Origin of the sequence: Rhizobium sp. BK313 (genome assembly GCF_014193655.1) — a bacterium.
Taxonomy (GTDB): Bacteria; Pseudomonadota; Alphaproteobacteria; order Rhizobiales; family Rhizobiaceae; genus Rhizobium.
The window spans coordinates 155,949-179,825 of record NZ_JACHZQ010000005.1 but is presented as its reverse complement, the minus strand read 5'-3'; the positions used below and the strand labels follow the sequence as shown (position 1 = coordinate 179,825).

The window sequence follows — 23,877 nt, the reverse complement described above, 5'->3', positions numbered from 1 at the left end:
GCGGCGTCACTCCGCTGCCAGAAGCGCCAGAAGACTGTCTTCGTCCGGTATATTAGCGATATCCACATGAGAATGTAGGGAGGTCGGGACGGCCTGGGCAATCGCTTCGCTTAGGCAAAGGAATCTTATCCGGGCGAGGGAACTCGGATGTTGCTGCAGGAGGGGCAGGCTGAAGAATCGTATCGCCGTCTGACGCGAATAGAGCAGTACGGCATCGGCGCAAGCATCGAGAAAGAGCCGGCGAAGGGTTGCATCGTCGATGACGATATCCTGCATGCGGTAGCATTCGACCGTCCGGAATGGGATATTCAGCCCCGTCAATCTTGCCTCGAAACCCGCGGCGCGCGGCGAGCCTGCAAGATAGAGCAAGGGGGCTTGAGGAATATCGGTCCATTCGCGGGAAATCAGTTCCGCGAGCTCGGTGCCGCTGCCCTCTGATACAAAAACACTGGTGAAACCAAGGTCCCTGGCCTCCTCGGCGGTCGCTTTGCCGACTGCGAAAAGCGGGCGGCTGAGATGAGGCTCGAGGAGCTGGCCTAATGCACCCATCGTGCGGATCGCTTCGGCACTGGTGACGGCAATAGCGCCCTGAGTGTTCGATAGGGCTTGCTGGGCTGTGCCGGGATGGCGCACAGGCTTCGACAACGGCAAAAGCACCGCCTCATGCCCCATCTCCGCAAGCCGCTGGGCGGTGTGTTCACCCGAATGCTCAGGACGGGTGACGACGACGCGCATCGGATGTCAGGTCCAATCTTCAAAGAAGGTGCTGCCGGCCTCGGCACGAATCGCCTGGCCGGCGTTGGTGCCGAGCGCCTCGGCGTCCCGGCGATGGCCTTCGATAGTGGTGGTGTGCACCTGCTGGCCATCGGGCGTCAGGATCATGCCGAAGAACCTGATGTGATCACCCTCGCAGACGGCATAGCCGGCAATCGGCGTGCGGCAGGAGCCATCGAGTGCAGCCAGGAAGCCGCGTTCGCAGGAAACGGTGTCGAAGGTCGGTCCATCATTGATAGCGGAGAGCAGGTCGTTCATCCTGTTGTCGCTGATGCGGCTTTCGATGCAGATCGCCCCTTGTGCCGGCGCCGGTGGGAATTCGTCCGGATCGAGAATGTCGGTGATCACATCCACCTTGCCGAGCCGCTTCAAGCCGGCAAGCGCCAATAGCGTCGCGTCGGCCTGGCCCTCTTCGAGTTTGCGCAGCCGGGTTTCGACCGAGCCACGAAAGGTGATGACTTTGATATCCGGACGGAGGCGGCGAATGAGCGCCTGGCGACGCAGCGACGCAGAACCGACGGTCGCGCCATGCGGCAGGTCGATCAGCCTCGGCGCCGTGCGACCGATCACGGAATCGCGGATATCCTCGCGAGGCAGGTAGGCTGATAGAGCCAATCCTTCCGGTAGCTTCGTCGCCATGTCCTTGGCAGAGTGGACGGCGAAATCGAGTTCCCCCGAGCTCAGCTTCTGTTCCAGCTCCTCGGTGAACAGGCCCTTGCCGCCGATCGCCGCCAATGAACGATCGGTGATGCGGTCGCCCTTGGTGGTCAGAACGACGATCTCGAACATTTCCTCGGGCAGGCCATGCGCCGCCATCAGGCGATCGCGGGCCTCATGCGCTTGCGCCAGCGCAAGTGGGCTGCCGCGCGTGCCGATCCGGAAAGGTTTTGTTTGCATCCGCTTTGATCCGTTGTTACCGACAGTTCCCGTAACCATATTTCCGCTTCATCGCAATCGACCAACAGGTAACGAACCGCTTCCATGGCGCCCTTTCTTCGCATTCTCGGCATCGAAACAAGTTGCGACGAAACCGCCGCGGCCATTGTCGAGCGCCGGGACGACGGCACCGCCACGGTTGCCTCCGACGTGGTTTTGAGCCAACTGGACGAGCATAGCGCCTATGGCGGCGTCGTGCCGGAAATTGCTGCGCGGGCGCATGTCGAGGCGCTGGATACCCTGATCGACGAGGCGCTCAAGCGCGCCAATGTGTCGCTGTCCGATGTCGACGCCGTTGCGGCCACATCCGGCCCCGGTCTGATCGGCGGCCTGCTCGTCGGGCTGATGACCGGCAAGGCCATATCGAGGGCGACCGGCAAGCCGCTCTACGCCATCAACCATCTAGAGGGCCATGCACTGACGGCAAGGCTGACGGACGGGCTCACCTTTCCTTATCTCATGCTGCTCGTCTCCGGCGGCCATACGCAACTGATTTTGGTGCGCGGCGTCGGCGAATACGAGCGCTGGGGCACGACCATCGACGATGCGTTGGGCGAAGCCTTCGACAAGACGGCGAAGCTGCTCGGACTGCCTTATCCCGGCGGCCCGGCGGTCGAAGCGGCTGCGAAGAACGGCGATCCGGATCGATTTGATTTTCCGCGGCCGCTGGTCGGCGAGACCCGTCTGGACTTTTCCTTCTCCGGGCTCAAGACTGCGGTGCGACAGGCGGCAACGGCAATCGCGCCGGTAACCGAGCAGGATGTCGCAGATATCTGTGCTTCCTTCCAGAAGGCGATCTCGCGCACATTGAAGGACCGCATCGGGCGCGGCCTGCAGCGTTTCAAAAGGGATTTTCCGAAGACAGCGGACAAGCCGGCGTTGGTTGTTGCCGGCGGCGTCGCTGCCAATCTCGAGCTGCGTCGCACGCTGCAAGAGCTCTGCGATCTCAATGGTTTCCGGTTCATCGCGCCGCCGCTCAGGCTCTGTACCGATAACGCCGTGATGATCGCCTGGGCGGGCCTGGAGCGCATGGCGACAGGCGCAGCGCCCGACGGCCTCGATGTGCAGCCGCGCTCGCGCTGGCCGCTCGATCAGAAGGCGGAAACTCTTTTGGGGCACGGCAAACGAGGAGCGAAGGCATGAGCGACAATGAGCGGATCGCGGTGGTCGGCGCCGGCGCCTTCGGCACGGCGCTCGCCGCCGTCATCGCCCTGACCGGAAAGAGCCAGGTGACGCTGGTCGGGCGCAAGGCGGCGCTGATGGCAGATCTCAGGGCTGACCGGATGCATGACACGGCCTTGCCGGGCATCGATCTGCCGGACTCGCTGCAATTTTCCGCCGAGCCTGACGCGATTTCGGATGCCGGCATCGTGCTTTTCGCCATGCCGTCGCAGGCCCAGGCGGATGCTGCACGTCATTACGGGCCTTATCTGGCGCAGGATGCCATCGTCGTCACCTGCGCCAAGGGCATCGACAAGGTCTCCGGCGACCTGCTGACCGACATGTTGGAGCGGGAATTGCCGCACCACGCCATCGCCGTTCTCTCCGGGCCGGGCTTTGCCACTGATATTGCCAAGGGCTTGCCGACGGCCATGGCGATCGCGGCTGCGGATATGGCGGTGGCGGAACGGCTGGCGCAGGCGATTTCAGGGCCGACATTCCGTCTCTATGCTTCCGACGATCGCGTGGGCGTGCAGCTTGGCGGTGCGCTGAAGAATGTTTTGGCGATTGCCTGCGGCATTGTCGAAGGGCGCGGCATCGGCGATTCGGCGCGCGCGGCGCTGATCAGCCGTGGCCTTGCGGAAATGTCGCGCTTTGTCTTTGCCAAGGGCGGCAAGGCAGAGACGGTGCGCGGGCTTTCCGGCCTAGGCGATCTCGTGCTGACCGCGACCAGCCACCAATCCCGCAACCTGCGCTTCGGCATTGCGCTCGGCCGCGGCGAGACGGCCGATCCATCGCATGGCGATCTCGTCGAAGGCGCCTATGCCGCCTCCATCGCGGCGCGCCTAGCAAGGGGGCTCGGTGTCGACATGCCGATCACAGAAGCGGTCTCGGCCATCATCGACGGCAAGCTGGATATCCCGACTGCTATCGAGCAACTGATGACGCGGCCGATCACCACGGAATAAGAAAGCTTGAACATCAATGGCGCACTGGATATATTACTGGATATAACTGGAGGCCGCGATGGGCAGCTCACAAAAACGCGCGATTCAGAATTACCGTTCTCGCCTTGGCGAACGTGGTCTAGCCCGTTTCGAGGTGCTCGGTCTTGATGGCGATCGTGCTCTCATTCGCTCGCTGGCGCGACGTTTGGCGGAGGACAGTCCTGAATCGGCCCGCATTCGCGATGTCGTCGCCAAGACGATATCGAGTGATCCGCCAAAGAAGGGCGGCGTCATCGCCGCACTGCGGAGCTTTCCTCTTGAGGACGCGGAACTCGATCTCGAACGGCCACGAACTCAGCCGCGAGAGATCGATCTGTGAAGCGCTATTTGCTTGATACCAATATCGTCAGCAATGCGATTAAGCCTGAACCCTCGCTTGCTCTTCTGGCATGGTATGAGGAGCAGGTAGATAGCGATTTGTTTGTTCCGTCACTTGTAGTTGCCGAGATTCAGCGCGGTATTTTGATCATGCCGGCGGGACGCAAACGCAATTTGCTGGAAGCGTGGTTTTCAAGCCGTGCGGGGCCACAGGCAGTGTTTACCGGCCGGATTCTTCCTTTTGACGAGCGTGCCGGGTTGGTCTGGGCAGCACTTATGGCCGAAGGAAGAGCGGCGGGTCGGCCACGCGATCCCTTTGATATGATCGCAGCCTCGGTTGCAGTCGTAAATGATTGTGTTTTGGTAACAGACAACGAAAGAGATTTTTGGGGTCTGGATATCGTCAATCCTCTCCGGAGGGGCACTGGATAATTGCGCCGAAGGCCAATGATATCTCAATTCTGATTTCCACAGGAGAATGAAACCATGCTGTTTGCTTTTGTCTGTAAGGACAAGCCCGGTCACTTGAATGTCCGCATGGACACCCGCCCTGTCCATCTTGAGCATTTGAACAGGCTCAATGCCGAGGGTACTCTGAAGATGGCGGGTCCTTTCCTCGATGCCGAAGGCAAGCCCAATGGAAGCCTCGTCATCGTCAGCGCCGAAACGATCGAAGCGGCTAAGGCGATTGCCGATTCCGATCCTTACACCAAGGCCGGCCTGTTCGAGAGCGTCGAGGTCAAGCCATTCAACTGGGTCTTCAACAATCCGGAGGCATAAGCATGGCGCATTGGCTGTACAAATCCGAGCCGTCCTCGTGGTCCTGGGAGGCGCAGAAGAAAGCCGGCGAGAAGGGCACGGAATGGACTGGCGTGCGCAACTATCTCGCCCGCAATAACATGCGGGCGATGCAGATCGGCGACAAGGGTTTCTTCTACCATTCCAATGACGGTCTGGAGATCGTCGGTATCGTCGAGGTCTGCGCGCTGTCGCATCCCGATTCGACTGCCAAGGACGATCCGCGCTGGGACTGCGTGGATATTCGCGCCGTGCGCGATATGCCGAAGCCGGTGTCGCTGAAGGATATCAAGGCCAATCCGAAACTTTCGCAGATGGCGCTCGTCACTTCGATGCGGCTTTCCGTTCAACCGGTGACCGATGACGAATGGCTCGAAGTCTGCCGCATGGGCGAACTCGACAATCCGCCCATCTGACCCCTGACTCGAGGACGATTTGAAGACCGAACCGGAGAGTTTCATCCGTGCAAACACCAGTCTCATGGCGCCGCCGCATGTGCCGGAAATCCGGCTTCATCTGGCGAGTGAAGCCCATGATCTCTGGCTGAAGACCGAGGAGGAGCTCGAAGAGATCGGCCTGCCGCCGCCCTTCTGGGCTTTTGCCTGGGCCGGCGGACAGGGACTTGCGCGCTATGTCCTCGATCATCCCGACACGGTTGCCGGAAAACGGGTTTTGGATTTCGCCAGCGGCTCCGGCCTGGTCGGGATTGCTGCCAAGCTCGCGGGTGCAAGCCATGTGTTCGCCGCCGATATCGATCCCTGGGCGGAGACGGTGGTACGGCTGAACGCTGCGGAGAACGATGTCACGCTCGACTTCACCGGCGACAATCTCATTGGCCAGACGACGAATGCCGACGTCGTTCTCGCCGGCGATGTCTTTTACGATCGCGATTTCGCCGATCGCCTGATTCCCTGGTTCCAGCAGTTGGTGGGAGAGGGTCATCTCGTTCTGGTGGGCGATCCCGGCAGAGCCTACCTGCCCAAGGACCATTTGGAGGCCCGTGCTAGCTATCAGGTGCCGGTGACGCGAGCGCTGGAGGACAGCGAAGTGAAGAAGACGACGGTCTGGCAATTTCTTGCCGGCTAAGGGCTGTCAGGGGCGAATCACACACACGCCGGCTTCATAGGAACAGGCATTGCGGGCAAGTTTGACGTCGATGACCTTCGCGCGCGGCCTTAGCGTAACGGGTCTGCCCTGATACTGATCGGATCCGTAGCCGCCATAGCCGACGACATAAGTGCCGCCATCGGCCTGATAGATATCCGCCGTGCCGGCGTAGGTACCGACGTCGGCCGCGTATTGCCGGTCCATGAGGACAATTCTGGCCGGTTGCGGCTGCGTGTAGCGCTGCGGCCACGAGATTTCATCCAGCCGCACCGGGCGAGGATAGCGGAACGGCCGGTGTCCGTGGCCATAGCCGCCCGAAAAGGCGGCCGTCGTGCCGGCAAAGGCACCGATATGAGCCGGGGATCGCCGGTCCATGGGGACAATTCTGGCCGGATGCGGTTGCGCATGGCGTTGCGTCCAGGAGATTTCATGCAGCGGAACCGAGCCAGGATGGCGGAACTGACGGTGTCCATGGCGATTGTCGCCCGCCGAGGCCGAAACGGACGAGAGAGCGGCGGCTGCCGCCAAAACGAGCGTTGTTGCCTTGAAAAGATGCCGTCCCATGGGTTCGCCTCGCGCTCTAAATCCTTAATAAAATATGAAGAACAGAGTGCCGCAAGAACGGTGTTAAGTCCACTCGGTGGGCGGGAAAATCGTATCGATCGGCCAATCGGAGAATGTCGTATCCGCGCACTCGCTAAAGATGTCTGACGACCCGAATCGATTAAATTCGAGGCAGACAGCAATTGTGCTTGTCGACATGCCTTTCCGTGATTAATGGTCGCAATTGATGCAACGCACACAGGATTTCCCCAAGTGTGTTGCCCCGGAAATATCCGGGATCGAAGCGTATCGTAACGCCGCGAGGTTCTGATGGCGAACGTCACACAAAACCGGCCCCTGTCGCCGCATTTGCAAATCTACAAGCCTATTCCCACCATGGTCATGTCGATCATTCACCGTATTACCGGGGGCGCGCTCTATTTCGGCACGCTGCTGGTCGCCTGGTGGCTGATCGCGGCGGCGACCGGTCAGGGCTATTTCGACTTGGTCAACTGGATCATGGGTTCGATCATCGGCCGGCTCGTCCTGCTCGGCTATACCTGGGCGCTGCTGCACCACATGCTCGGCGGCTTCCGCCATTTCGTTTGGGACCTCGGATACGGCTTCGACCCCGCCGTCTCGACCAGGATGGCCAAGGCGACGCTCGTCGGTTCGCTCTGTCTTACCGCGATGGTCTGGATCATCGGCATCGCCATCCGGCTGATTTGATTGGCATGATCTTGTCCGAAAACCGCTTCTCATTTTTCGCTTCGCGGTCCTTCGGTTCGAGATCATTGCTGTAAAGGATACTTCTCATGGATATGCGCACCCCTTTGGGCAAAGTCCGCGGCCTCGGTTCCGCCAAGGAAGGCACCGATCATTTCTGGCGTCAGCGCCTGACCGCCGTCGCCAATGTTCCGCTCATCATTTTCTTCGTCATTTTCCTGATGATCTATGCCGGCGCTCCTTATGCGGATGTCGTGCGCGCGCTGTCGAATCCGTTCGTTGCCGTCATCATGGGCCTGATGGTGATCTCCGGCGTCATTCATATGAGGCTCGGCATGCAGGTCATCATCGAGGACTATGTGCACGGCGAATTCGGCAAGATCGTCCTTCTCATGCTCAACACGTTTTTCGCGGTCATCGTGGCGGGGCTCTGTCTCTTCGCCATTCTGAAGATCGCGTTCGTAGGATAATTACAGATGGCACCGAACTCATCCGCTCAGAATGGGCCTGCCCAAAATGGGAAAGCCTACAAGTATGTTGATCACTCCTATGATGTGATCGTCGTCGGCGCCGGCGGCGCCGGCCTGCGCGCCACGCTCGGCATGGCAGAGCAGGGCTTCCGCACCGCCTGCATCACCAAGGTATTCCCGACCCGCTCGCATACGGTCGCAGCCCAGGGCGGCATCGCCGCCTCGTTGCAGAACATGACGCCGGATAGCTGGCAATGGCATCTCTATGACACCGTCAAGGGCTCCGACTGGCTCGGCGACGTCGACGCCATGCAATATCTCACCATGGAAGCGCCAAAGGCGGTCTATGAGCTCGAGCATTACGGTGTGCCGTTCTCGCGCAACGAAGAAGGCAAGATCTACCAGCGTCCGTTCGGCGGCCACATGCAGAACTACGGCGAAGGCCCGCCGGTGCAGCGCACCTGCGCTGCCGCCGACCGTACCGGCCACGCCATTCTGCATACCCTCTATGGCCAGTCGCTGCGCAACAATGCCGAATTCTTCATCGAATATTTCGCGCTCGACCTGATCATGTCCGATGACGGCAGCCGCTGTACTGGCGTGGTCGCCTGGTGCCTGGATGACGGCACGATCCATCGCTTTGCCGCCAAGATGGTGGTGCTGGCGACCGGCGGCTACGGCCGCGCCTATTTCTCGGCGACGTCGGCCCACACCTGCACCGGCGACGGTGGTGGCATGGTTGCCCGTGCCGGGCTGCCGCTTCAGGACATGGAGTTCGTGCAGTTCCATCCGACCGGGATTTACGGCTCCGGCTGTCTCATCACCGAGGGTGCGCGCGGCGAAGGCGGATATCTCGTCAACTCCGAGGGCGAGCGCTTCATGGAGCGTTACGCGCCTTCGGCCAAGGATCTTGCCTCGCGCGACGTCGTTTCGCGCTGCATGACACTGGAAATCCGCGAAGGCCGCGGCGTGGGCAAGAACAAGGACCACATATTCCTGCACCTCGACCATCTCGATCCGGCTGTGCTGCACGAGCGGTTGCCGGGCATCTCCGAGAGCGCCAAGATCTTTGCTGGCGTCGACGTCACACGCGAGCCGATCCCGGTTCTGCCGACCGTCCACTACAATATGGGCGGCATTCCGACGAACTATTGGGGCGAGGTATTGAACGCCGACGGCAACAATCCGGAGCGTATTCTGCCGGGCCTGATGGCCGTCGGCGAAGCCGGTTGCGCCTCGGTGCACGGCGCCAATCGCCTCGGTTCCAACTCGCTGATCGACCTTGTGGTCTTCGGCCGCGCCGCCGCCATTCGCGCCGGCGAGGTCATTGACCGGGCGAGCCCAGTGCCGCCGGTCAATGTTGCCGCCTGCGACAAGATCATGGAGCGCTTCGACCGACTGCGCCATGCCAGCGGCTCGACGCCGACGGCGGTGTTGCGCGAAAAGATGCAGCGCGCCATGCAGGAAGACGCGGCGGTGTTCCGCACGCAGGAATCGCTGGAATCCGGCTGCCGCCGCCTCTCGGCGATCTGGAACGAGCTGCCCGACATCAAGGTCACCGACCGTTCGCTGATCTGGAATTCCGACCTTGTCGAGACGCTGGAACTGCACAACCTGATGGCTAACGCCATCACGACGATCTATGGCGCCGAAGCCCGCAAGGAGAGCCGCGGCTCACATGCCCGCGAGGACTACACGGAAGGCAAGTTCGGCGGCCGTGACGACGAAAACTGGCGCAAGCACACGCTCGCGTGGGTCAATGAGGCCGGCGATGTCAAGCTGGACTATCGCCCCGTTCATACCGAACTGATTGCCGAAGGTATCGATCCGCACAAGATCGAGCCGAAGGCACGCGTGTATTGATCTGAGAGGAACTGACTATGGTTGAACTCGCTCTCCCCAAGAACTCTCAGATGCGTGAAGGCAAGGTCTGGCCGAAGCCGGCAGGCGCGAAGAATACGCGCGAATTCCGCGTCTATCGCTGGAGCCCGGATGACGGCCAGAACCCGAGCATCGACACCTATTACATTGATGTCGACGATTGCGGCCCGATGGTGCTCGACGGTCTGCTCTACATCAAGAACAAGATCGACCCGACGCTGACGTTACGCCGTTCCTGTCGCGAGGGCATCTGCGGCTCCTGCGCGATGAACATCGACGGTACCAATACGCTCGCCTGCATCAAGGGTCTGGACGAGATCAAGGGTACAGTGAAGATCTACCCGCTGCCGCATTTGCCCGTTGTCAAAGACCTCGTACCTGACCTGACGAATTTCTACGCGCAGCACCGCTCGATCGAGCCCTGGCTGAAGACGGTGTCGCCGCCGCCGGCAAAGGAATGGAAGCAGAGCCACGAGGACCGCCAGAAGCTCGACGGCCTCTACGAATGCATCCTCTGCGCTTGCTGCTCAACCTCCTGTCCGAGCTATTGGTGGAACGGCGACCGCTATCTCGGTCCGGCCGTTCTTCTGCAGGCCTATCGTTGGCTGATCGACAGCCGCGATGAGGCAAAAGGCGAGCGTCTCGACAATCTCGAGGACCCATTCCGCCTCTACCGCTGCCACACGATCATGAACTGCGCCCAGACCTGCCCCAAGGGTTTGAACCCGGCCAAGGCGATCGCTGAAATCAAGAAGATGATGGTCGAACGGCGGGTCTAACCGCCGGCGACCGTTCGTCTGTGCCGCGGGCGAGAAGGACTATGGCTGCATGACGATGGAAGGCTTCGCGCCGGAAGCGGTCGCAGAAATTCGGTTGCGGCTTGCTTCGGTCAAAGCCGAGGGTATTCGTATCGGTCTTGCCATCGAAAGCGGCAGTCGCGCCTGGGGATTTGCCTCGCCCGACAGTGATTATGATTGCCGCTTCGTCTATGTCAGGCCGGAGCGGGATCATTTGACTTTGTTCTCGCATCGCGACGTGATCGAGTTTCCGATCGTCGGTGACATCGACACCGGCGGGTGGGATTTGCGTAAGGCGCTGCTTTTGGCGCTGAAGGGCAATGCCGTTCTCGTCGAATGGCTGAAATCCCCCATCATCTATGAGGAAGAACCCGGCTTTCGCGATCGCCTCGCCGCACTGCTGGATGCGATCATGGTGCCCGAAAAGGTTGCCCAGCACTATATTGGCCTGATGAAACGGCATCAGCCAAGCGACGGATCCGAAACAGTTCGCTTAAAGAAGCTGCTTTATTCCATTCGTCCGGCGATCGCACTCGAATGGATGCGGCAGACCAATTTCGCCAAGCTGCCGCCGATGAACATGCTCGAATGCCTCGAAGGTATCGACATAGCCCGGAACATACGGGAAACCATTCTGCAAATGGTGGCTCTCAAGAAAGAGACGCGCGAGATGGGCGAGGGCGTGCCGCCGGCCGAACTCACGGAATTTTTATCAGCTTCGCTCGCACGCTATTCCGATTTCTCAGGCAATCTCCGCCATGACGTGGAACGCGACAAAATCATGCAGAGGCTGGCCGATCATTTCTATCTGGATGAGGTTTGCCGGGTTAAGCCTTGAAACTACCGGATTCTTGCGGAGGTATGGCCTCCAGCGATTTATGCCCGTAGCGACTTGATTAACCAAAGTGAAATACGATAATTCCAACTTAATTAAGCGCCAGTTTGCAAACATCGATGGTGGACAATTAGGAGTATGATGATGCAATTGAGATATGCAGTGACGGCTGCGGCGATAGGTCTGTCGCTTGCCGGTTGCCAGCGCACAGCATACAACGACGACTATTCTCCCCCGCCACTGCAGGCCCAGCCCGTTCCCTCCGTCCAATCCAGCCAGCTTCCGCCCACTGCCGGCGCATCGCAATTTCCGGCGGCACCGACGAACACGCCGAACGCGGGCAATCAGCAGCAACAGCAGGCGATGGCCGCTTCGGCGCAAGACGTGACCAAGGAATCGATGGTCGGTAGCTGGAAGGTCAGCAACGGTGGAGCGAGCTGCGACATGTTCCTGACACTCACCAATCTCGGCAGCGGCTCGCGCGGCGGCACGCGCGGTTGTGCGGGCGAGCTGACGACCATGGGCTCGTGGGAAGTTTCCGGCAAGCAGGTCATCCTCAAGAACCGTGATGGCAGCCAGATCGGCACGCTCTACAAGACGGCCGATTCACGCTTCGACGGCTCCACCGCGTCCGGCCAGCCGCTCAGCCTCAGCCGATAAAGCTCTTTTGAAGCGGTTGGGCCATCCGACCGCTTCCCTCTTGCACAGGCGGGTATCTCCCCATGCAGCCCATGCCCGACTATTCCATCAGCGTCGTCGAACATCTTAAGGCGCTGACGGCTTCCGGATCGCTTCAGGTGGATTCGGCGCAGATGGATGTGGCGAAATCCCTCGATCGCGTGCTTGCCGATCTCAAGCGGAAGCGGCCGGCGACCAAATCGAGCGCACTCGGCTGGATGTTTGCCGCGCGCAAGAAGCCGACCGAGATCGTCCGTGGCCTTTATATCCATGGCAGCGTCGGGCGCGGCAAGACCATGCTGATGGACATGTTTTTCGCCATGGCGCCCTGCAGCAGGAAACGCCGGGCGCATTTCCATGAGTTTATGGCGGACGTGCACAACCGCATCGCCGCTCACCGGCTGAAGTTCAAGAACGGCGAGACCAAGCAGGCCGATCCGATGCCCCCGGTCGCAGCCGACCTCTATAGCCAGGCAGGGCTGCTTTGCTTCGATGAATTCTCCGTAACCGATATCGCCGATGCGATGATCTTGTCGCGGCTGTTTTCCGAGCTGTTTTCGTTGGGCTGTGTACTGGTCGCCACATCCAATGTCGAGCCTGACAATCTCTATCGCGACGGCCTCAATCGGGGCCTGTTCCTGCCCTTCATCGATCTTATGCAGCGGTATGTCGATGTCGTCACGCTGGATTCACCGACGGACTACCGCCTGGAGAAGTTGAACAGCCAGCCGGTCTATCTGATACCGATCAACGAGCGCACCGATATGGCGATGGATGCGTCCTGGATGCAGGCGCTGCACGGGCGCAAGGCTCAGCCGCTGGACATTCCCATGAAGGGACGTTCCATCCATGTGCCGCTCGCCGTCGATCGCATGGCACGCTTCTCCTTCGCCGATCTCTGCGAAGCGCCGCTGGGTGCGGCCGATTTTCTGGCCATCGCAAATCGGTTCGACACGATCTTTCTCGACCGCGTTCCGAAGCTCGGACCGGAAAAACGCAACCAGACCAAGCGTTTCATCATCCTCATCGACACGCTTTACGATCATGCCATCCGGCTTTATGTTTCTGCGGAGGCGATGCCGGAGGATCTTCTGGTCGAAAGACGTGGCACGGAAGGCTTCGAATTCGATCGAACGGCATCGCGGCTTTTCGAAATGCGAAGCGCGGAATACCTCGCCCAGACTCATGCAAAGCGCGCCGCCGAGTAACAAATCGGTGACAGAATTTCTTACGTTTACGTAAGAAATTATGGATCTAACCGATTGAAATTCCTGATCTCAAAATAATCAATTGCCAATTTCGGCCTTTGGGTCTATGCGATTGGCGGCAATGGTGGATGCCTTGCAAGGTGTCCCGCCACGGATTTTGATCGCAAAGGATACACCGAAATGGCGCGCAACAAGATCGCACTTATTGGTTCTGGCATGATTGGTGGCACGCTGGCGCATCTCGCCGGCCTGAAAGAACTGGGCGACATCGTCCTGTTCGACATCGCGGACGGCATCCCCCAGGGCAAGGGTCTCGACATCGCCCAGTCTTCGCCCGTCGAAGGCTTCGACGCCAACCTCACCGGCGCCAGCGACTATTCCGCGATCGAAGGCGCTGACGTCTGCATCGTCACCGCCGGTGTTCCCCGCAAGCCGGGCATGAGCCGCGACGATCTTCTCGGCATCAACCTCAAGGTCATGGAACAGGTCGGCGCGGGCATCAAGAAGTATGCCCCGGACGCTTTCGTGATCTGCATCACCAATCCGCTCGATGCCATGGTCTGGGCGCTACAGAAGTTCTCGGGCCTGCCGACCAACAAGGTCGTCGGCATGGCCGGCGTGCTCGACTCGTCGCGCTTCCGCCTCTTCCTTGCCAAGGAATTCAATGTTTCCGTCGAAGACGTCTCCGCTTTCGTTCTCGGCGGTCACGGCGACTCGATGGTACCGCTCGCTCGCTACTCCACCGTTGCCGGCATTCCGCTGACCGACCTCATCACCATGGGCTGGGTCACCAAGGAACGCCTCGAAGAAATCATCCAGCGCACCCGTGACGGCGGCGCCGAAATCGTCGGTCTCCTGAAGACCGGTTCGGCCTACTACGCTCCGGCCGCTTCCGCCATCGCAATGGCCGAATCCTACCTCAAGGACAAGAAGCGCGTTCTGCCCTGCGCTGCCTACCTTTCCGGCCAGTACGGCGTTAAGGACATGTATGTGGGCGTTCCCACGGTCATCGGCGCCGGCGGCATCGAGCGCGTTATCGAGATCGACCTGAACAAGGCCGAGAAGGAAGCCTTCGACAAGTCGGTCGCAGCTGTTGCTGGCCTCTGCGAAGCCTGCGCCACGATTGCACCGTCGCTGAAGTAATTTCCGCCTTCCAACAGGGATAAGCCCATGAACATTCATGAATATCAGGCCAAGGCTCTTCTGAAGAGCTATGGTGCACCGGTCGCGGACGGCGTTGCCATCTTCACCGCTGACGAAGCCGAGGCCGCTGCAAAGCAGCTTCCTGGCCCGCTTTACGTCGTCAAGAGCCAGATCCATGCCGGCGGTCGCGGCAAGGGCAAGTTCAAGGAACTCGGCCCTGATGCGAAGGGCGGCGTTCGTCTTGCCAAGTCGATCGAAGACGTAGTGACCAACTCCAAGGAAATGCTCGGCCACACGCTGGTGACCAAGCAGACTGGTCCGGCTGGCAAGCAGGTCAACCGCCTCTACATCGAAGACGGCGCCGATATCGACCGTGAACTCTACCTCTCGATCCTGGTCGACCGCTCGGTCGGCAAGGTTGCCTTCGTCGTTTCGACCGAAGGCGGCATGGACATCGAGACCGTCGCTCACGATACGCCGGAAAAGATCATCACCGTCGACATCGACCCATCGACGGGTGTTACGGCTGCCAACTCGGCTGCGCTTTCCGATGCGCTGAAGCTCGAAGGGGCTGCCCGCGAAGATGCCGCCAAGCTCTTCCCGATCCTCTACAAGGCGTTTGTCGATAAGGACATGGCCCTGCTCGAAGTCAACCCGCTGATCGTCATGACCAACGGCCATCTTCGTGTCCTCGACGCCAAGGTCTCCTTCGACGGCAACGCGCTGTTCCGCCACGAGGACATCGTTGCGCTGCGCGACACGACCGAAGAAGACGCCAAGGAAATCGAAGCGCACAAGTATGACCTCGCCTATGTCGCCCTCGACGGCAACATCGGCTGCATGGTCAACGGCGCCGGCCTCGCCATGGCAACCATGGACATCATCAAGCTCTACGGCGCCGAGCCTGCGAACTTCCTCGATGTCGGCGGCGGCGCGTCCAAGGAAAAGGTCACTGCGGCCTTCAAGATCATCACCGCCGACCCGGCTGTCGAAGGCATCCTGGTCAACATCTTCGGCGGCATCATGAAGTGCGATGTCATCGCCGAGGGCGTGCTCGCAGCCGTCAAGGAAGTTGGTCTGAAGGTTCCGCTCGTCGTGCGCCTCGAAGGTACCAACGTCGAGCTTGGCAAGAAGATCATCAACGAATCCGGTCTCAATGTCATCTCCGCTGATGACCTGGACGATGCCGCCCAGAAGATCGTCAAGGCAGTCAAGGGCTGATCGGGATGGCTACTTCCTTCGCTCCAACGGCTGCTCATCTTCGCCTCGGTGCCTTTGCCGGCACCTGGGAGGGGGAAGAGCTCGTCGCGGCTTCGGCCTGGACGAAGGAAGGAACGGCAACCGCGCGGCTCTCGGCCGAGTGTCTGTTCGGCGGAGTTTTCGTCGAACAGCGCTACGTGCAGACGCGGGACGGCAGCACATCGTTTGAAGCCCGGAACATTCTCGGCTTCGACGCTGCGGATCAGGCCTACAAGCTCTATCAGTTCGATACGGTGGGCTTCGTGCCCGCCGCGCCTGCCTCCGGCGAGTGGATCGACGACGAACTTGTCCTGACCAAGGTTTCGCCGCGCGGTGCGCAACGCACTCTCTTCCAGTTCGAAAATGAAGACTGCTACCGCATGGGCGTCACTTTCTCGCCCGCCGGCAGCGATACATGGCAGGAGGTCGTCAGCGGCGTCTATCGTCGCGTTGCCTCCGCGTCTTCCAACCTCTCGTAACAAAGGCCTCGCATGTCTATTCTCATCAACAAAGACACCAAGGTTCTGGTTCAGGGCCTGACCGGCAAGACCGGTACTTTCCACACTGAACAGGCGCTTGCCTATCACGGCACGAAGATGGTCGGCGGTATCCACCCCTCCAAGGGCGGTGAAACCTGGACCGGCGCCAAGGGCGAAAAGCTGCCGATCTTCAAGTCGGTCGCTGAAGGCAAGGATGCGACCGGCGCCAACGCCTCGGTCATCTACGTGCCGCCGGCAGGCGCTGCGGCTGCGATCCTCGAAGCGATCGAAGCCGAGATCCCGCTGATCGTCTGCATCACGGAAGGCATTCCGGTTGCCGACATGGTCAAGGTCAAGGATCGCCTTCAGAAGTCGAAGTCCCGCCTGATCGGACCGAACTGCCCGGGTGTTCTGACGCCGAACGAATGCAAGATCGGCATTATGCCGGGCTCCATCTTCAAGAAGGGCTCTGTCGGCGTTCTCTCGCGTTCGGGCACGCTGACCTACGAAGCCGTGTTCCAGACCACCAACGAAGGTCTCGGCCAGACGACGGCTGTCGGTATCGGCGGCGACCCGGTCAAGGGCACCGAGTTCATCGACATCCTGGAAATGTTCCTCGCCGACGACGAAACCAAGTCGATCATCATGATTGGTGAAATCGGCGGTTCGGCCGAAGAAGAAGCCGCACAGTTCCTCAAGGACGAAGCCAAGAAGGGCCGCAAGAAGCCGATGGTCGGTTTCATCGCCGGCCGCACGGCACCTCCCGGCCGCACCATGGGTCATGCCGGCGCCGTGATCTCCGGCGGCAAGGGCGGCGCGGAAGACAAGATTGCAGCGATGGAAGCGGCAGGCATTCGCGTGTCGCCATCGCCGGCGCGTCTCGGCAAGACGCTGGTGGAAGTCCTGAAGGGCTGATCCTACCTATAGCAAGACCCGGACGGGCAGCGGCAGCCGCATATCCCGTCCGGTTTTCGAATTCTTAGAAGTAGATATGCGGTCCGAGGATCGCAGACGAAATATGGTCGCCGGATATCCATAAGCCGGCAAAGCAAACAAGTCGGGAGGCGGACGAGAGCGTCCGCATATCACCATGGCAAGGCAAGAAGCCAACGAGCAGTTTCAGATTACCTCGTTCCTGGATGGCGCCAACGCTGCCTATATCGAGCAGCTTTATGCGCGCTACGAGGACGACCCTTCGTCGGTCTCCGACGAGTGGCGGTCGTTCTTCAAGGCGCTGGACGACAGTCCGGATGATGTGAAGAAGGCGGCCAAGGGCGCATCCTGGCAGCGGAAGAACTGGCCCATCCAGGCAAACGGCGAACTCGTTTCGGCGCTCGATGGCAACTGGGGCGTCGTCGAGAAGGTCATCGAGACCAAGGTGAAGGCCAAGGCCGAAGCCGCGGGCAAGCCGACCGATACCTCCGACATCCTGCAGGCGACGCGCGATTCCGTTCGCGCCATCATGATGATCCGCGCCTATCGCATGCGCGGCCACCTTCACGCCAAACTTGATCCGCTCGGTATCGCCGCCGCGGTAGAAGACTACAAGGAGTTGTCGCCGGAAGCCTATGGCTTCACCGAGGCCGACCTCGACCGCAAGATCTTCATCGACAACGTGCTCGGCCTCGAATATGCCAGCATACGCGAGATGATGGAAATCCTCGAGCGCACCTATTGCTCGACGCTCGGCGTCGAGTTCATGCATATTTCCAATCCGGAAGAAAAGGCATGGATTCAGGAACGCATCGAGGGTGTCGACAAGGGTATTGCTTTCAGCCAGGAGCGCAAAAAGGCGATCCTGCAGAAGGTGATCGAATCCGAAGGCTACGAACAGTTCCTCGACGTCAAGTTCAAGGGCACCAAGCGTTTCGGCCTTGACGGCGGCGAATCGCTGATCCCGGCGTTGGAACAGATTCTCAAGAGCGGTAGCCAGCTTGGCCTTAAGGAAGCAGTGTTCGGCATGGCCCATCGCGGCCGCCTCAACGTGCTCTCCCAGGTCATGGCCAAGCCGCATCGGGCGATCTTCCACGAGTTCAAGGGCGGCTCCTACGCGCCGGACGAGGTCGAAGGTTCAGGCGACGTCAAGTACCATCTCGGCGCCTCCTCGGACCGCGATTTCGACGGCATCAAGGTGCACGTTTCGCTGACGGCTAATCCGTCGCATCTGGAAATTGTCAACCCTGTCGTCATGGGCAAGGCCCGCGCCAAGCAGGATATGAGCGCTACCGTCTGGGACGGCGACGTCATTCCGCTCTCCGAGCGTTCCAAGGTCGTTCCGCTGCTGATCCACGGCGACGCCGCTTTCGCCGGCCAGGGTGTGGTTGCTGAAATCCTTGGCCTGTCGGGCCTGCGCGGCCACCGGGTCGCCGGCACGATGCACGTCATCATCAACAACCAGATCGGCTTTACCACCAATCCGGCCTTCTCGCGTTCGTCGCCCTATCCGTCCGACGTCGCCAAGATGATCGAAGCGCCGATCTTCCATGTCAACGGCGACGATCCGGAAGCTGTGGTCTATGCGGCCAAGATCGCTACCGAATTCCGCATGAAGTTTCACAAGCCCGTCGTCCTCGACCTGTTCTGCTACCGCCGCTACGGCCACAATGAAGGCGATGAGCCGTCCTTCACGCAGCCGAAGATGTACAAGGTCATCCGCGCCCACAAGACGGTGTTGCAGCTCTATTCCGAGCGGCTGGTCGCCGAAGGAGTGTTGAGCGAGGGCGAAGTCGAGAAGATGAAGGCCGACTGGCGTGCCCATCTCGAACAGGAGTTCGAGGCCGGCCAATCCTATAAGCCGAACAAGGCCGACTGGCTGGATGGCGAATGGTCGGGCCTGCACACGGCTGACAATGCCGACGAGCAGCGCCGCGGCAAGACGGCCGTGCCGATGAAGACGCTGAAGGACATTGGCCGGAAGCTGTCTGAAATCCCGACCGGTTTCCATGCGCATCGTACCATCCAGCGCTTCATGGAAAACCGCGCCAGCATGGTCCAGACAGGCGAAGGCATCGACTGGGCAATGGCGGAAGCGCTCGCTTTCGGCTCGCTCGTCGTCGAGGGCCACAAGATCCGTCTGTCCGGCCAGGATTGCGAACGCGGCACCTTCTCGCAGCGTCACTCGGTTCTCTACGATCAGGAAACCGAAGAGCGCTACATCCCGCTCGCCAACCTGTCGCCGACCCAGGCTCGTTACGAGGTCATCAACTCGATGCTCTCGGAAGAGGCGGTTCTCGGCTTCGAATACGGTTATTCGCTCGCCCGTCCAAATGCGCTGACGCTCTGGGAAGCCCAGTTCGGCGACTTCGCAAACGGCGCACAGGTCGTCTTCGACCAGTTCATCTCGTCGGGCGAACGCAAGTGGCTGCGCATGTCCGGCCTCGTCTGCCTGCTGCCGCATGGCTATGAAGGTCAGGGCCCGGAACACTCCTCGGCCCGTCTGGAACGCTATCTGCAGCTCTGTGCTGAAGACAACATGCAGGTCGCCAACGTCACGACGCCGGCGAACTACTTCCACATCCTGCGCCGTCAGCTGAAGCGTGACTTCCGCAAGCCGCTGATCCTGATGACGCCGAAGTCGCTGCTGCGCCACAAGCGCGCCGTGTCGAGCCTGGCGGAAATGGCGGGAGAAACCTCCTTCCACCGTCTGCTCTGGGACGATGCGGAAGTCATCAAGGACGGCCCGATCAAGCTGCAGAAGGACAACAAGATCCGTCGTGTCGTCATCTGCTCGGGCAAGGTCTATTACGACCTGCTGGAAGAGCGCGAGAAGCGCGGCATCGACGACATCTATCTGCTGCGCATCGAACAGCTCTATCCGTTCCCGGCCAAGGCGCTCATCAACGAGCTCAGCCGCTTCCGCAATGCGGAGATGGTCTGGTGCCAGGAAGAGCCCAAGAACATGGGCGCATGGTCCTTCATCGATCCCTATCTGGAATGGGTGCTCGCCCATATCGATGCCAAGTACCAGCGCGTTCGCTACACTGGCCGTCCGGCCGCCGCCTCCCCGGCGACGGGCCTGATGTCCAAGCATCTGGCGCAGCTTGCCGCGTTCCTTGAGGATGCGCTTGGCGGTTGAAGCATGATCCAGAAAAGTGCGAAGCGGTTTTCTGACAAGATCATCGAGCAAAGACGATAGGGAGGCGGGACGATGGCTTATTTTCATATGAAACTTGTGCCGCCGCGTCCCAGCTTTCCACATGACGCCACTGGGGAGGAGATGGCCGTCATGCAACAACATGCTGCCTATTGGCACGGACATGCACAAACCGGGGTGGCCATTGTCGTCGGCCCGGTCTTCGCTGCCGACGGTGCCTTTGGCATGGCGATCATCGAGACAGCAGATGCCGACGCCGCGAAGGCGCTCTGCGATGCTGATCCCGTCCTGCTTGCCGGGCTCGGCTTCCGTACCGAAATCTCGCCGATGCCATCTGTCATTCTCCGGCCGTCTGCTGCCGGATCATCTACTTAACGTATAACGACGAAAAATCAGGATCTGAACAATGGCCACTGAAATCCGCGTTCCTACCCTCGGCGAGTCCGTCAGCGAGGCGACCGTCGGCACCTGGTTCAAGAAGGTCGGCGATGCCATCAAGGCCGACGAGCCGATTCTCGAGCTGGAAACCGACAAGGTAACGATCGAAGTTCCCGCGCCCGCAGCTGGTACGCTTAGCGAAATCGTCGCCCAGGCTGGCGAAACCGTTGGCCTCGGCGCGCTGCTCGGCCAGATCTCCGCCGGCAACGGCGCTGCTGCCGCTCCGGCCCAGGCTGCGGCGCCTGCCGCTACCGCCCCGGTTGCAGCTCCAGCCGTTGCCGCCCCCGCTTCCGCCATGCCGCCGGCGCCTGCTGCCGCCAAGCTGCTTGCAGAAAATAACCTGTCGGCCGATCAGGTCGACGGCAGCGGCAAGCGCGGCCAGGTCCTGAAGGGCGATGTCATTGCCGCTGTTGCCAAGGCGGCTTCGGCGCCTGCCGCCGCACCGGCTGCTCCGGTTGCCGTCCGTGCCCCGACCGCTGTCGAAGACGCCGGCCGTGAAGAGCGCGTCAAGATGACCCGCCTGCGCCAGACGATCGCCAAGCGCCTCAAGGATGCACAGAATACCGCGGCCATGCTCACCACCTATAACGAGGTGGACATGAAGGCCGTCATGGACCTGCGCAACAAGTACAAGGACATCTTCGAGAAGAAGCATGGTGTGAAGCTCGGCTTCATGGGCTTCTTCACCAAGGCCGTCACGCATGCGCTGAAGGAACTCCCGGCGGTCAACGCCGAGATCGACGGCACCGACATCGTCTACAAGAACTACTGCCACATCGGCATGGCAGTCGGCACCGACAAAGGCCTTGTTGTTCCCGTCATTCGCGATGCAGACCAGATGTCGATCGCGGAGGTCGAGAAGGAGCTTGGCCGTCTGGCAAAGGCTGCCCGCGACGGTACGCTGTCAATGGCTGATATGCAGGGCGGCACCTTCACCATTACCAATGGCGGTGTCTACGGTTCGCTGATGTCCTCGCCGATTCTCAATGCGCCGCAGTCGGGCATTCTCGGCATGCACAAGATCCAGGAGCGCCCGGTCGCCATCGGCGGCCAGGTCGTCATTCGCCCGATGATGTATCTGGCGCTTTCCTACGATCACCGTATGGTCGACGGCAAGGAAGCCGTCACCTTCCTCGTGCGTGTCAAGGAAAGCCTGGAAGATCCGGAACGTCTGGTTCTCGATCTCTAAGGGAGCGCTGGCTCATGTCGAAATGGCCCATGCGGACGATGCGCGGACTCTTTTGCGCTGTTGCCGCGTGGATGCCATCCTCCGCTGTCGCGGATGATTTCGAAGCTGCAAAGCTCAGCAGTAATCTCGATCTGGCGTCGCTGAGCGACGCCGATCTCGCCGCTCGGTCGATCACCGTCTTTCGCATGGGCGATGTCGAACTGACGTCCGGTCGCATTGTCGCCAGCGATCCTCTGGTCGGGCCGGATCGCAGGGCTTTCGTCAGGACCGTTCCGCCCGGCAACTATCCCGTGACGCTTTATGAAGCCTTCGGCCGCATCGCCGCCGCCAGCCTGCGCTTTGCCGAGGGCAAGCCGGTGCGCTGGGAGCTGGCGCTTATTCCCGACCAGGATATCAAGTCGCTGAAGGGCGACGAGTTCTTTGGCTATCCGGTGGACGCCGGTCTCGGCTGCTACATGGATGCGGATACATATGCGCTGATTCAGGAGCGGGAGCAGCAGGTCCGCACGCAGAAGTCCTCTTCGGACATCAACTATTACGACGATGTGCTGGCTTCCGAAATCAACGTGAATGACGATAAATATGTCATGCATCGGCCGGTGATCGGGAAACGCGGCAATGTCGCGATCTTCTGGAGCGGTTGGGGGGACGGTTTCTATCCAGTGTTCTGGGGTCTCGATGCGAATGATCGCCCGCTGGTGCTGTTCACGGATTTCGGGGTGACCGAAAATGCAGATGGCCGGCACGAGCCGGGGGGAGGGTGATCATGCGGGTGAACCGGGCGATGGCACGATTGACCCCCGTGCACTGGGCGATGATGGCGTTTACGGCCATTCCCGCCCCGGCGCTGGCGGATGAATGCGTGCAGGAAAAGGCTGTTTACGGCGACATGGACGACGCCTACGAGCTGCGTTTCGAACCAGTCGGCTCCCAGGCGGCCGCCACCAGCAACAAGTTCAAATTCGCCGTGCGCAACACACCGATCGTGGCGGATGGCGTGGTGATGCGCTCGGACGATCTACTGCGTGCTAATGGCATGATCATGTTCAATTGTCCGGAAGGCGATGTGACAGGCGCAGATCTCCGCGCCTGCACCGTGTGGCAGGGCATGATCTATGCCTCCGACCTGACGGGCAACATCAGTGCCCTGCCGGCGGAGGGTGCCGGGGCCGCGGCACGGCTGTTCCTACCGGCACTCGGGCCTTCGATCCGTGAATCCTCTATCTGGGGCGAGGGCAAAGCAACCGTCGCTCCGTGGGATGTCTTAACCTTGAAAGGATGCGGCGAATGATTGGCAAATCTCCTGTTCTTCTCGTCACCGGCGGCAGCCGTGGTATCGGGGCGGCGGTTTCGATCGCCGCTGCCCGACAAGGCTGGGCCGTGGCCGTCAATTACGCTTCGAACAAGGTGGCGGCGGAGACGGTCGTCGCTGCGATCCGCGATGCCGGCGGTGAGGCGATTGCCATCGCCGGCGATGTTGGTTCGGCCGACGAAATCCGATCCATCTTTTCCACCGTCGACCAACATTTCGGCCGGCTGGACGGTCTCGTCAACAATGCGGGCATCGTGGATCGTGTGCAGCGACTGGACGAGATGACGCCGGAGCGGCTTGACCGCATGTTTCGCATCAACATCACCGGCTCGATGCTCGCGGCCGCGGAAGCTGTTCGCCGCATGTCGACCTGCCATGGCGGCAAGGGCGGCGCGATCGTCAACGTCTCCTCCGTGGCAGCCACTCTGGGCGGCGGCGGGCAATATGTCGACTATGCGGCGTCCAAAGGCGCGATCGATACGTTCACGCTCGGTCTGGCGCGAGAGGTGGCAGCCGAGGGCATAAGGGTCAACGCGGTGCGGCCGGGCATTATCGATACCGACATCCACGCGGCCGCAGGCCTGCCCGACCGGGCGCGCGAAATCGCCCCGCAACTGCCGATGAAGAGGGCGGGGACGGCGGAAGAAGTGGCTGATGCCATCCTCTACCTCTTGGGCTCCCAGGCATCCTATATAACGGGCGCCGTCCTCGATGTGAGCGGCGGCCGTTGATCGGGAAAGGCGGA

General features: G+C 60.7%; 27 protein-coding genes. 24 read left to right on the top strand and 3 right to left on the bottom strand.

All coding sequences use genetic code 11. The annotated features are described in order from the left end of the window. Nucleotides 1–6: 6 nt before the first annotated feature. Complete coding sequence (locus tag FHT86_RS24335) at nucleotides 7–735, bottom strand: uroporphyrinogen-III synthase (RefSeq protein ID WP_133709094.1); 729 nt, start codon at nucleotides 733–735, stop codon at nucleotides 7–9. A 6-nt stretch (nucleotides 736–741) separates the two neighbouring features. Further along, nucleotides 742–1,671, bottom strand: coding sequence for a hydroxymethylbilane synthase (gene hemC / locus FHT86_RS24330; protein ID WP_133709095.1), 930 nt, complete (start codon nucleotides 1,669–1,671; stop codon nucleotides 742–744). Nucleotides 1,672–1,755: 84 nt separating this feature from the next. Here hemC and tsaD point away from each other — a divergent pair, with 84 nt between their 5' ends. The 7 genes from tsaD to FHT86_RS24295 are packed head-to-tail and all read left to right on the top strand — an operon-like array spanning nucleotide 1,756 to nucleotide 6,080. Next, nucleotides 1,756–2,853, top strand: a complete 1,098-nt coding sequence (gene tsaD, locus FHT86_RS24325; RefSeq protein ID WP_133709096.1) for a tRNA (adenosine(37)-N6)-threonylcarbamoyltransferase complex transferase subunit TsaD — start codon at nucleotides 1,756–1,758, stop codon at nucleotides 2,851–2,853. After that, the gene (locus FHT86_RS24320; RefSeq protein ID WP_133709097.1) at nucleotides 2,850–3,839 is read left to right on the top strand and encodes an NAD(P)H-dependent glycerol-3-phosphate dehydrogenase; all 990 of its coding nucleotides are present in this window, start codon (nucleotides 2,850–2,852) and stop codon (nucleotides 3,837–3,839) included. The genes tsaD and FHT86_RS24320 overlap by 4 nt, the downstream gene beginning before the upstream one ends. Before the next feature lie 58 nt (nucleotides 3,840–3,897). Next, complete coding sequence (locus tag FHT86_RS24315; RefSeq protein ID WP_133709098.1) at nucleotides 3,898–4,197, top strand: hypothetical protein; 300 nt, start codon at nucleotides 3,898–3,900, stop codon at nucleotides 4,195–4,197. After that, nucleotides 4,194–4,628, top strand: coding sequence for a PIN domain-containing protein (locus FHT86_RS24310; RefSeq protein ID WP_133709099.1), 435 nt, complete (start codon nucleotides 4,194–4,196; stop codon nucleotides 4,626–4,628). Before FHT86_RS24315 ends, FHT86_RS24310 begins: the two co-directional genes overlap by 4 nt. A gap of 54 nt (nucleotides 4,629–4,682) precedes the next feature. After that, the gene (locus tag FHT86_RS24305) at nucleotides 4,683–4,976 is read left to right on the top strand and encodes a YciI-like protein (RefSeq protein WP_133709100.1); all 294 of its coding nucleotides are present in this window, start codon (nucleotides 4,683–4,685) and stop codon (nucleotides 4,974–4,976) included. A gap of 2 nt (nucleotides 4,977–4,978) precedes the next feature. Further along, nucleotides 4,979–5,410, top strand: coding sequence for an EVE domain-containing protein (locus FHT86_RS24300; protein WP_133709101.1), 432 nt, complete (start codon nucleotides 4,979–4,981; stop codon nucleotides 5,408–5,410). A gap of 19 nt (nucleotides 5,411–5,429) precedes the next feature. Continuing rightward, nucleotides 5,430–6,080, top strand: a complete 651-nt coding sequence (locus FHT86_RS24295; RefSeq protein ID WP_133709102.1) for a methyltransferase — start codon at nucleotides 5,430–5,432, stop codon at nucleotides 6,078–6,080. A gap of 6 nt (nucleotides 6,081–6,086) precedes the next feature. Here FHT86_RS24295 and FHT86_RS38160 read toward each other — a convergent pair whose 3' ends face one another. After that, nucleotides 6,087–6,665 carry a hypothetical protein gene (locus tag FHT86_RS38160; protein ID WP_246779639.1) on the bottom strand — a complete coding sequence of 193 codons (579 nt, stop codon included), beginning with the start codon at nucleotides 6,663–6,665 and terminating at the stop codon, nucleotides 6,087–6,089. 309 nt (nucleotides 6,666–6,974) lie between these two features. Between FHT86_RS38160 and sdhC the strand changes: the two genes are divergently transcribed. The 17 genes from sdhC (at nucleotide 6,975) to FHT86_RS24205 (ending at nucleotide 23,863) form a co-directional block, all read left to right on the top strand. Next, nucleotides 6,975–7,373, top strand: a complete 399-nt coding sequence (sdhC, locus tag FHT86_RS24285; RefSeq protein WP_133709103.1) for a succinate dehydrogenase, cytochrome b556 subunit — start codon at nucleotides 6,975–6,977, stop codon at nucleotides 7,371–7,373. 86 nt (nucleotides 7,374–7,459) lie between these two features. Then, entirely contained in the window at nucleotides 7,460–7,840 is a 381-nt protein-coding gene (gene sdhD / locus FHT86_RS24280; RefSeq protein WP_133709104.1) for a succinate dehydrogenase, hydrophobic membrane anchor protein, read from the top strand. 6 nt (nucleotides 7,841–7,846) lie between these two features. Continuing rightward, the gene (sdhA, locus tag FHT86_RS24275) at nucleotides 7,847–9,703 is read left to right on the top strand and encodes a succinate dehydrogenase flavoprotein subunit (protein ID WP_133709105.1); all 1,857 of its coding nucleotides are present in this window, start codon (nucleotides 7,847–7,849) and stop codon (nucleotides 9,701–9,703) included. 17 nt (nucleotides 9,704–9,720) lie between these two features. After that, on the top strand, nucleotides 9,721–10,500 hold the full coding sequence (locus FHT86_RS24270) for a succinate dehydrogenase iron-sulfur subunit (RefSeq protein WP_133709106.1): 780 nt from the start codon (nucleotides 9,721–9,723) through the stop codon (nucleotides 10,498–10,500). Nucleotides 10,501–10,549: 49 nt separating this feature from the next. After that, a complete protein-coding gene (locus FHT86_RS24265) occupies nucleotides 10,550–11,356 on the top strand; it encodes a DNA polymerase beta superfamily protein (protein WP_133709107.1) in 807 nt (268 codons plus the stop codon). A gap of 141 nt (nucleotides 11,357–11,497) precedes the next feature. Continuing rightward, nucleotides 11,498–12,013, top strand: a complete 516-nt coding sequence (locus FHT86_RS24260; RefSeq protein ID WP_133709108.1) for a protease inhibitor Inh/omp19 family protein — start codon at nucleotides 11,498–11,500, stop codon at nucleotides 12,011–12,013. Nucleotides 12,014–12,075: 62 nt separating this feature from the next. Continuing rightward, nucleotides 12,076–13,239, top strand: coding sequence for a cell division protein ZapE (gene zapE, locus FHT86_RS24255; protein WP_133709109.1), 1,164 nt, complete (start codon nucleotides 12,076–12,078; stop codon nucleotides 13,237–13,239). 180 nt (nucleotides 13,240–13,419) lie between these two features. After that, nucleotides 13,420–14,382, top strand: coding sequence for a malate dehydrogenase (mdh, locus tag FHT86_RS24250; protein WP_133709110.1), 963 nt, complete (start codon nucleotides 13,420–13,422; stop codon nucleotides 14,380–14,382). 27 nt (nucleotides 14,383–14,409) lie between these two features. Next, nucleotides 14,410–15,603 (top strand): ADP-forming succinate--CoA ligase subunit beta, encoded by a 1,194-nt coding sequence (gene sucC / locus FHT86_RS24245; RefSeq protein ID WP_133709111.1) that lies wholly within the window; start codon nucleotides 14,410–14,412, stop codon nucleotides 15,601–15,603. A gap of 5 nt (nucleotides 15,604–15,608) precedes the next feature. After that, complete coding sequence (locus tag FHT86_RS24240) at nucleotides 15,609–16,100, top strand: DUF1579 family protein (RefSeq protein WP_133709112.1); 492 nt, start codon at nucleotides 15,609–15,611, stop codon at nucleotides 16,098–16,100. A 12-nt stretch (nucleotides 16,101–16,112) separates the two neighbouring features. Continuing rightward, nucleotides 16,113–17,015 (top strand): succinate--CoA ligase subunit alpha, encoded by a 903-nt coding sequence (sucD, locus tag FHT86_RS24235; protein ID WP_133709113.1) that lies wholly within the window; start codon nucleotides 16,113–16,115, stop codon nucleotides 17,013–17,015. Nucleotides 17,016–17,190: 175 nt separating this feature from the next. Next, a complete protein-coding gene (locus FHT86_RS24230) occupies nucleotides 17,191–20,175 on the top strand; it encodes a 2-oxoglutarate dehydrogenase E1 component (RefSeq protein ID WP_133709114.1) in 2,985 nt (994 codons plus the stop codon). Between the two features lie 72 nt (nucleotides 20,176–20,247). Next, nucleotides 20,248–20,568, top strand: a complete 321-nt coding sequence (locus FHT86_RS24225; RefSeq protein WP_133709115.1) for a YciI family protein — start codon at nucleotides 20,248–20,250, stop codon at nucleotides 20,566–20,568. Between the two features lie 31 nt (nucleotides 20,569–20,599). Beyond that, nucleotides 20,600–21,820, top strand: a complete 1,221-nt coding sequence (gene odhB / locus FHT86_RS24220; protein WP_133709116.1) for a 2-oxoglutarate dehydrogenase complex dihydrolipoyllysine-residue succinyltransferase — start codon at nucleotides 20,600–20,602, stop codon at nucleotides 21,818–21,820. 14 nt (nucleotides 21,821–21,834) lie between these two features. Beyond that, a complete protein-coding gene (locus FHT86_RS24215; protein WP_133709117.1) occupies nucleotides 21,835–22,584 on the top strand; it encodes a DUF4241 domain-containing protein in 750 nt (249 codons plus the stop codon). Between the two features lie 20 nt (nucleotides 22,585–22,604). Then, nucleotides 22,605–23,111, top strand: a complete 507-nt coding sequence (locus tag FHT86_RS24210; RefSeq protein ID WP_133709280.1) for a hypothetical protein — start codon at nucleotides 22,605–22,607, stop codon at nucleotides 23,109–23,111. Further along, a complete protein-coding gene (locus FHT86_RS24205; protein WP_210297915.1) occupies nucleotides 23,108–23,863 on the top strand; it encodes an SDR family oxidoreductase in 756 nt (251 codons plus the stop codon). Before FHT86_RS24210 ends, FHT86_RS24205 begins: the two co-directional genes overlap by 4 nt. Nucleotides 23,864–23,877: the final 14 nt, after the last annotated feature.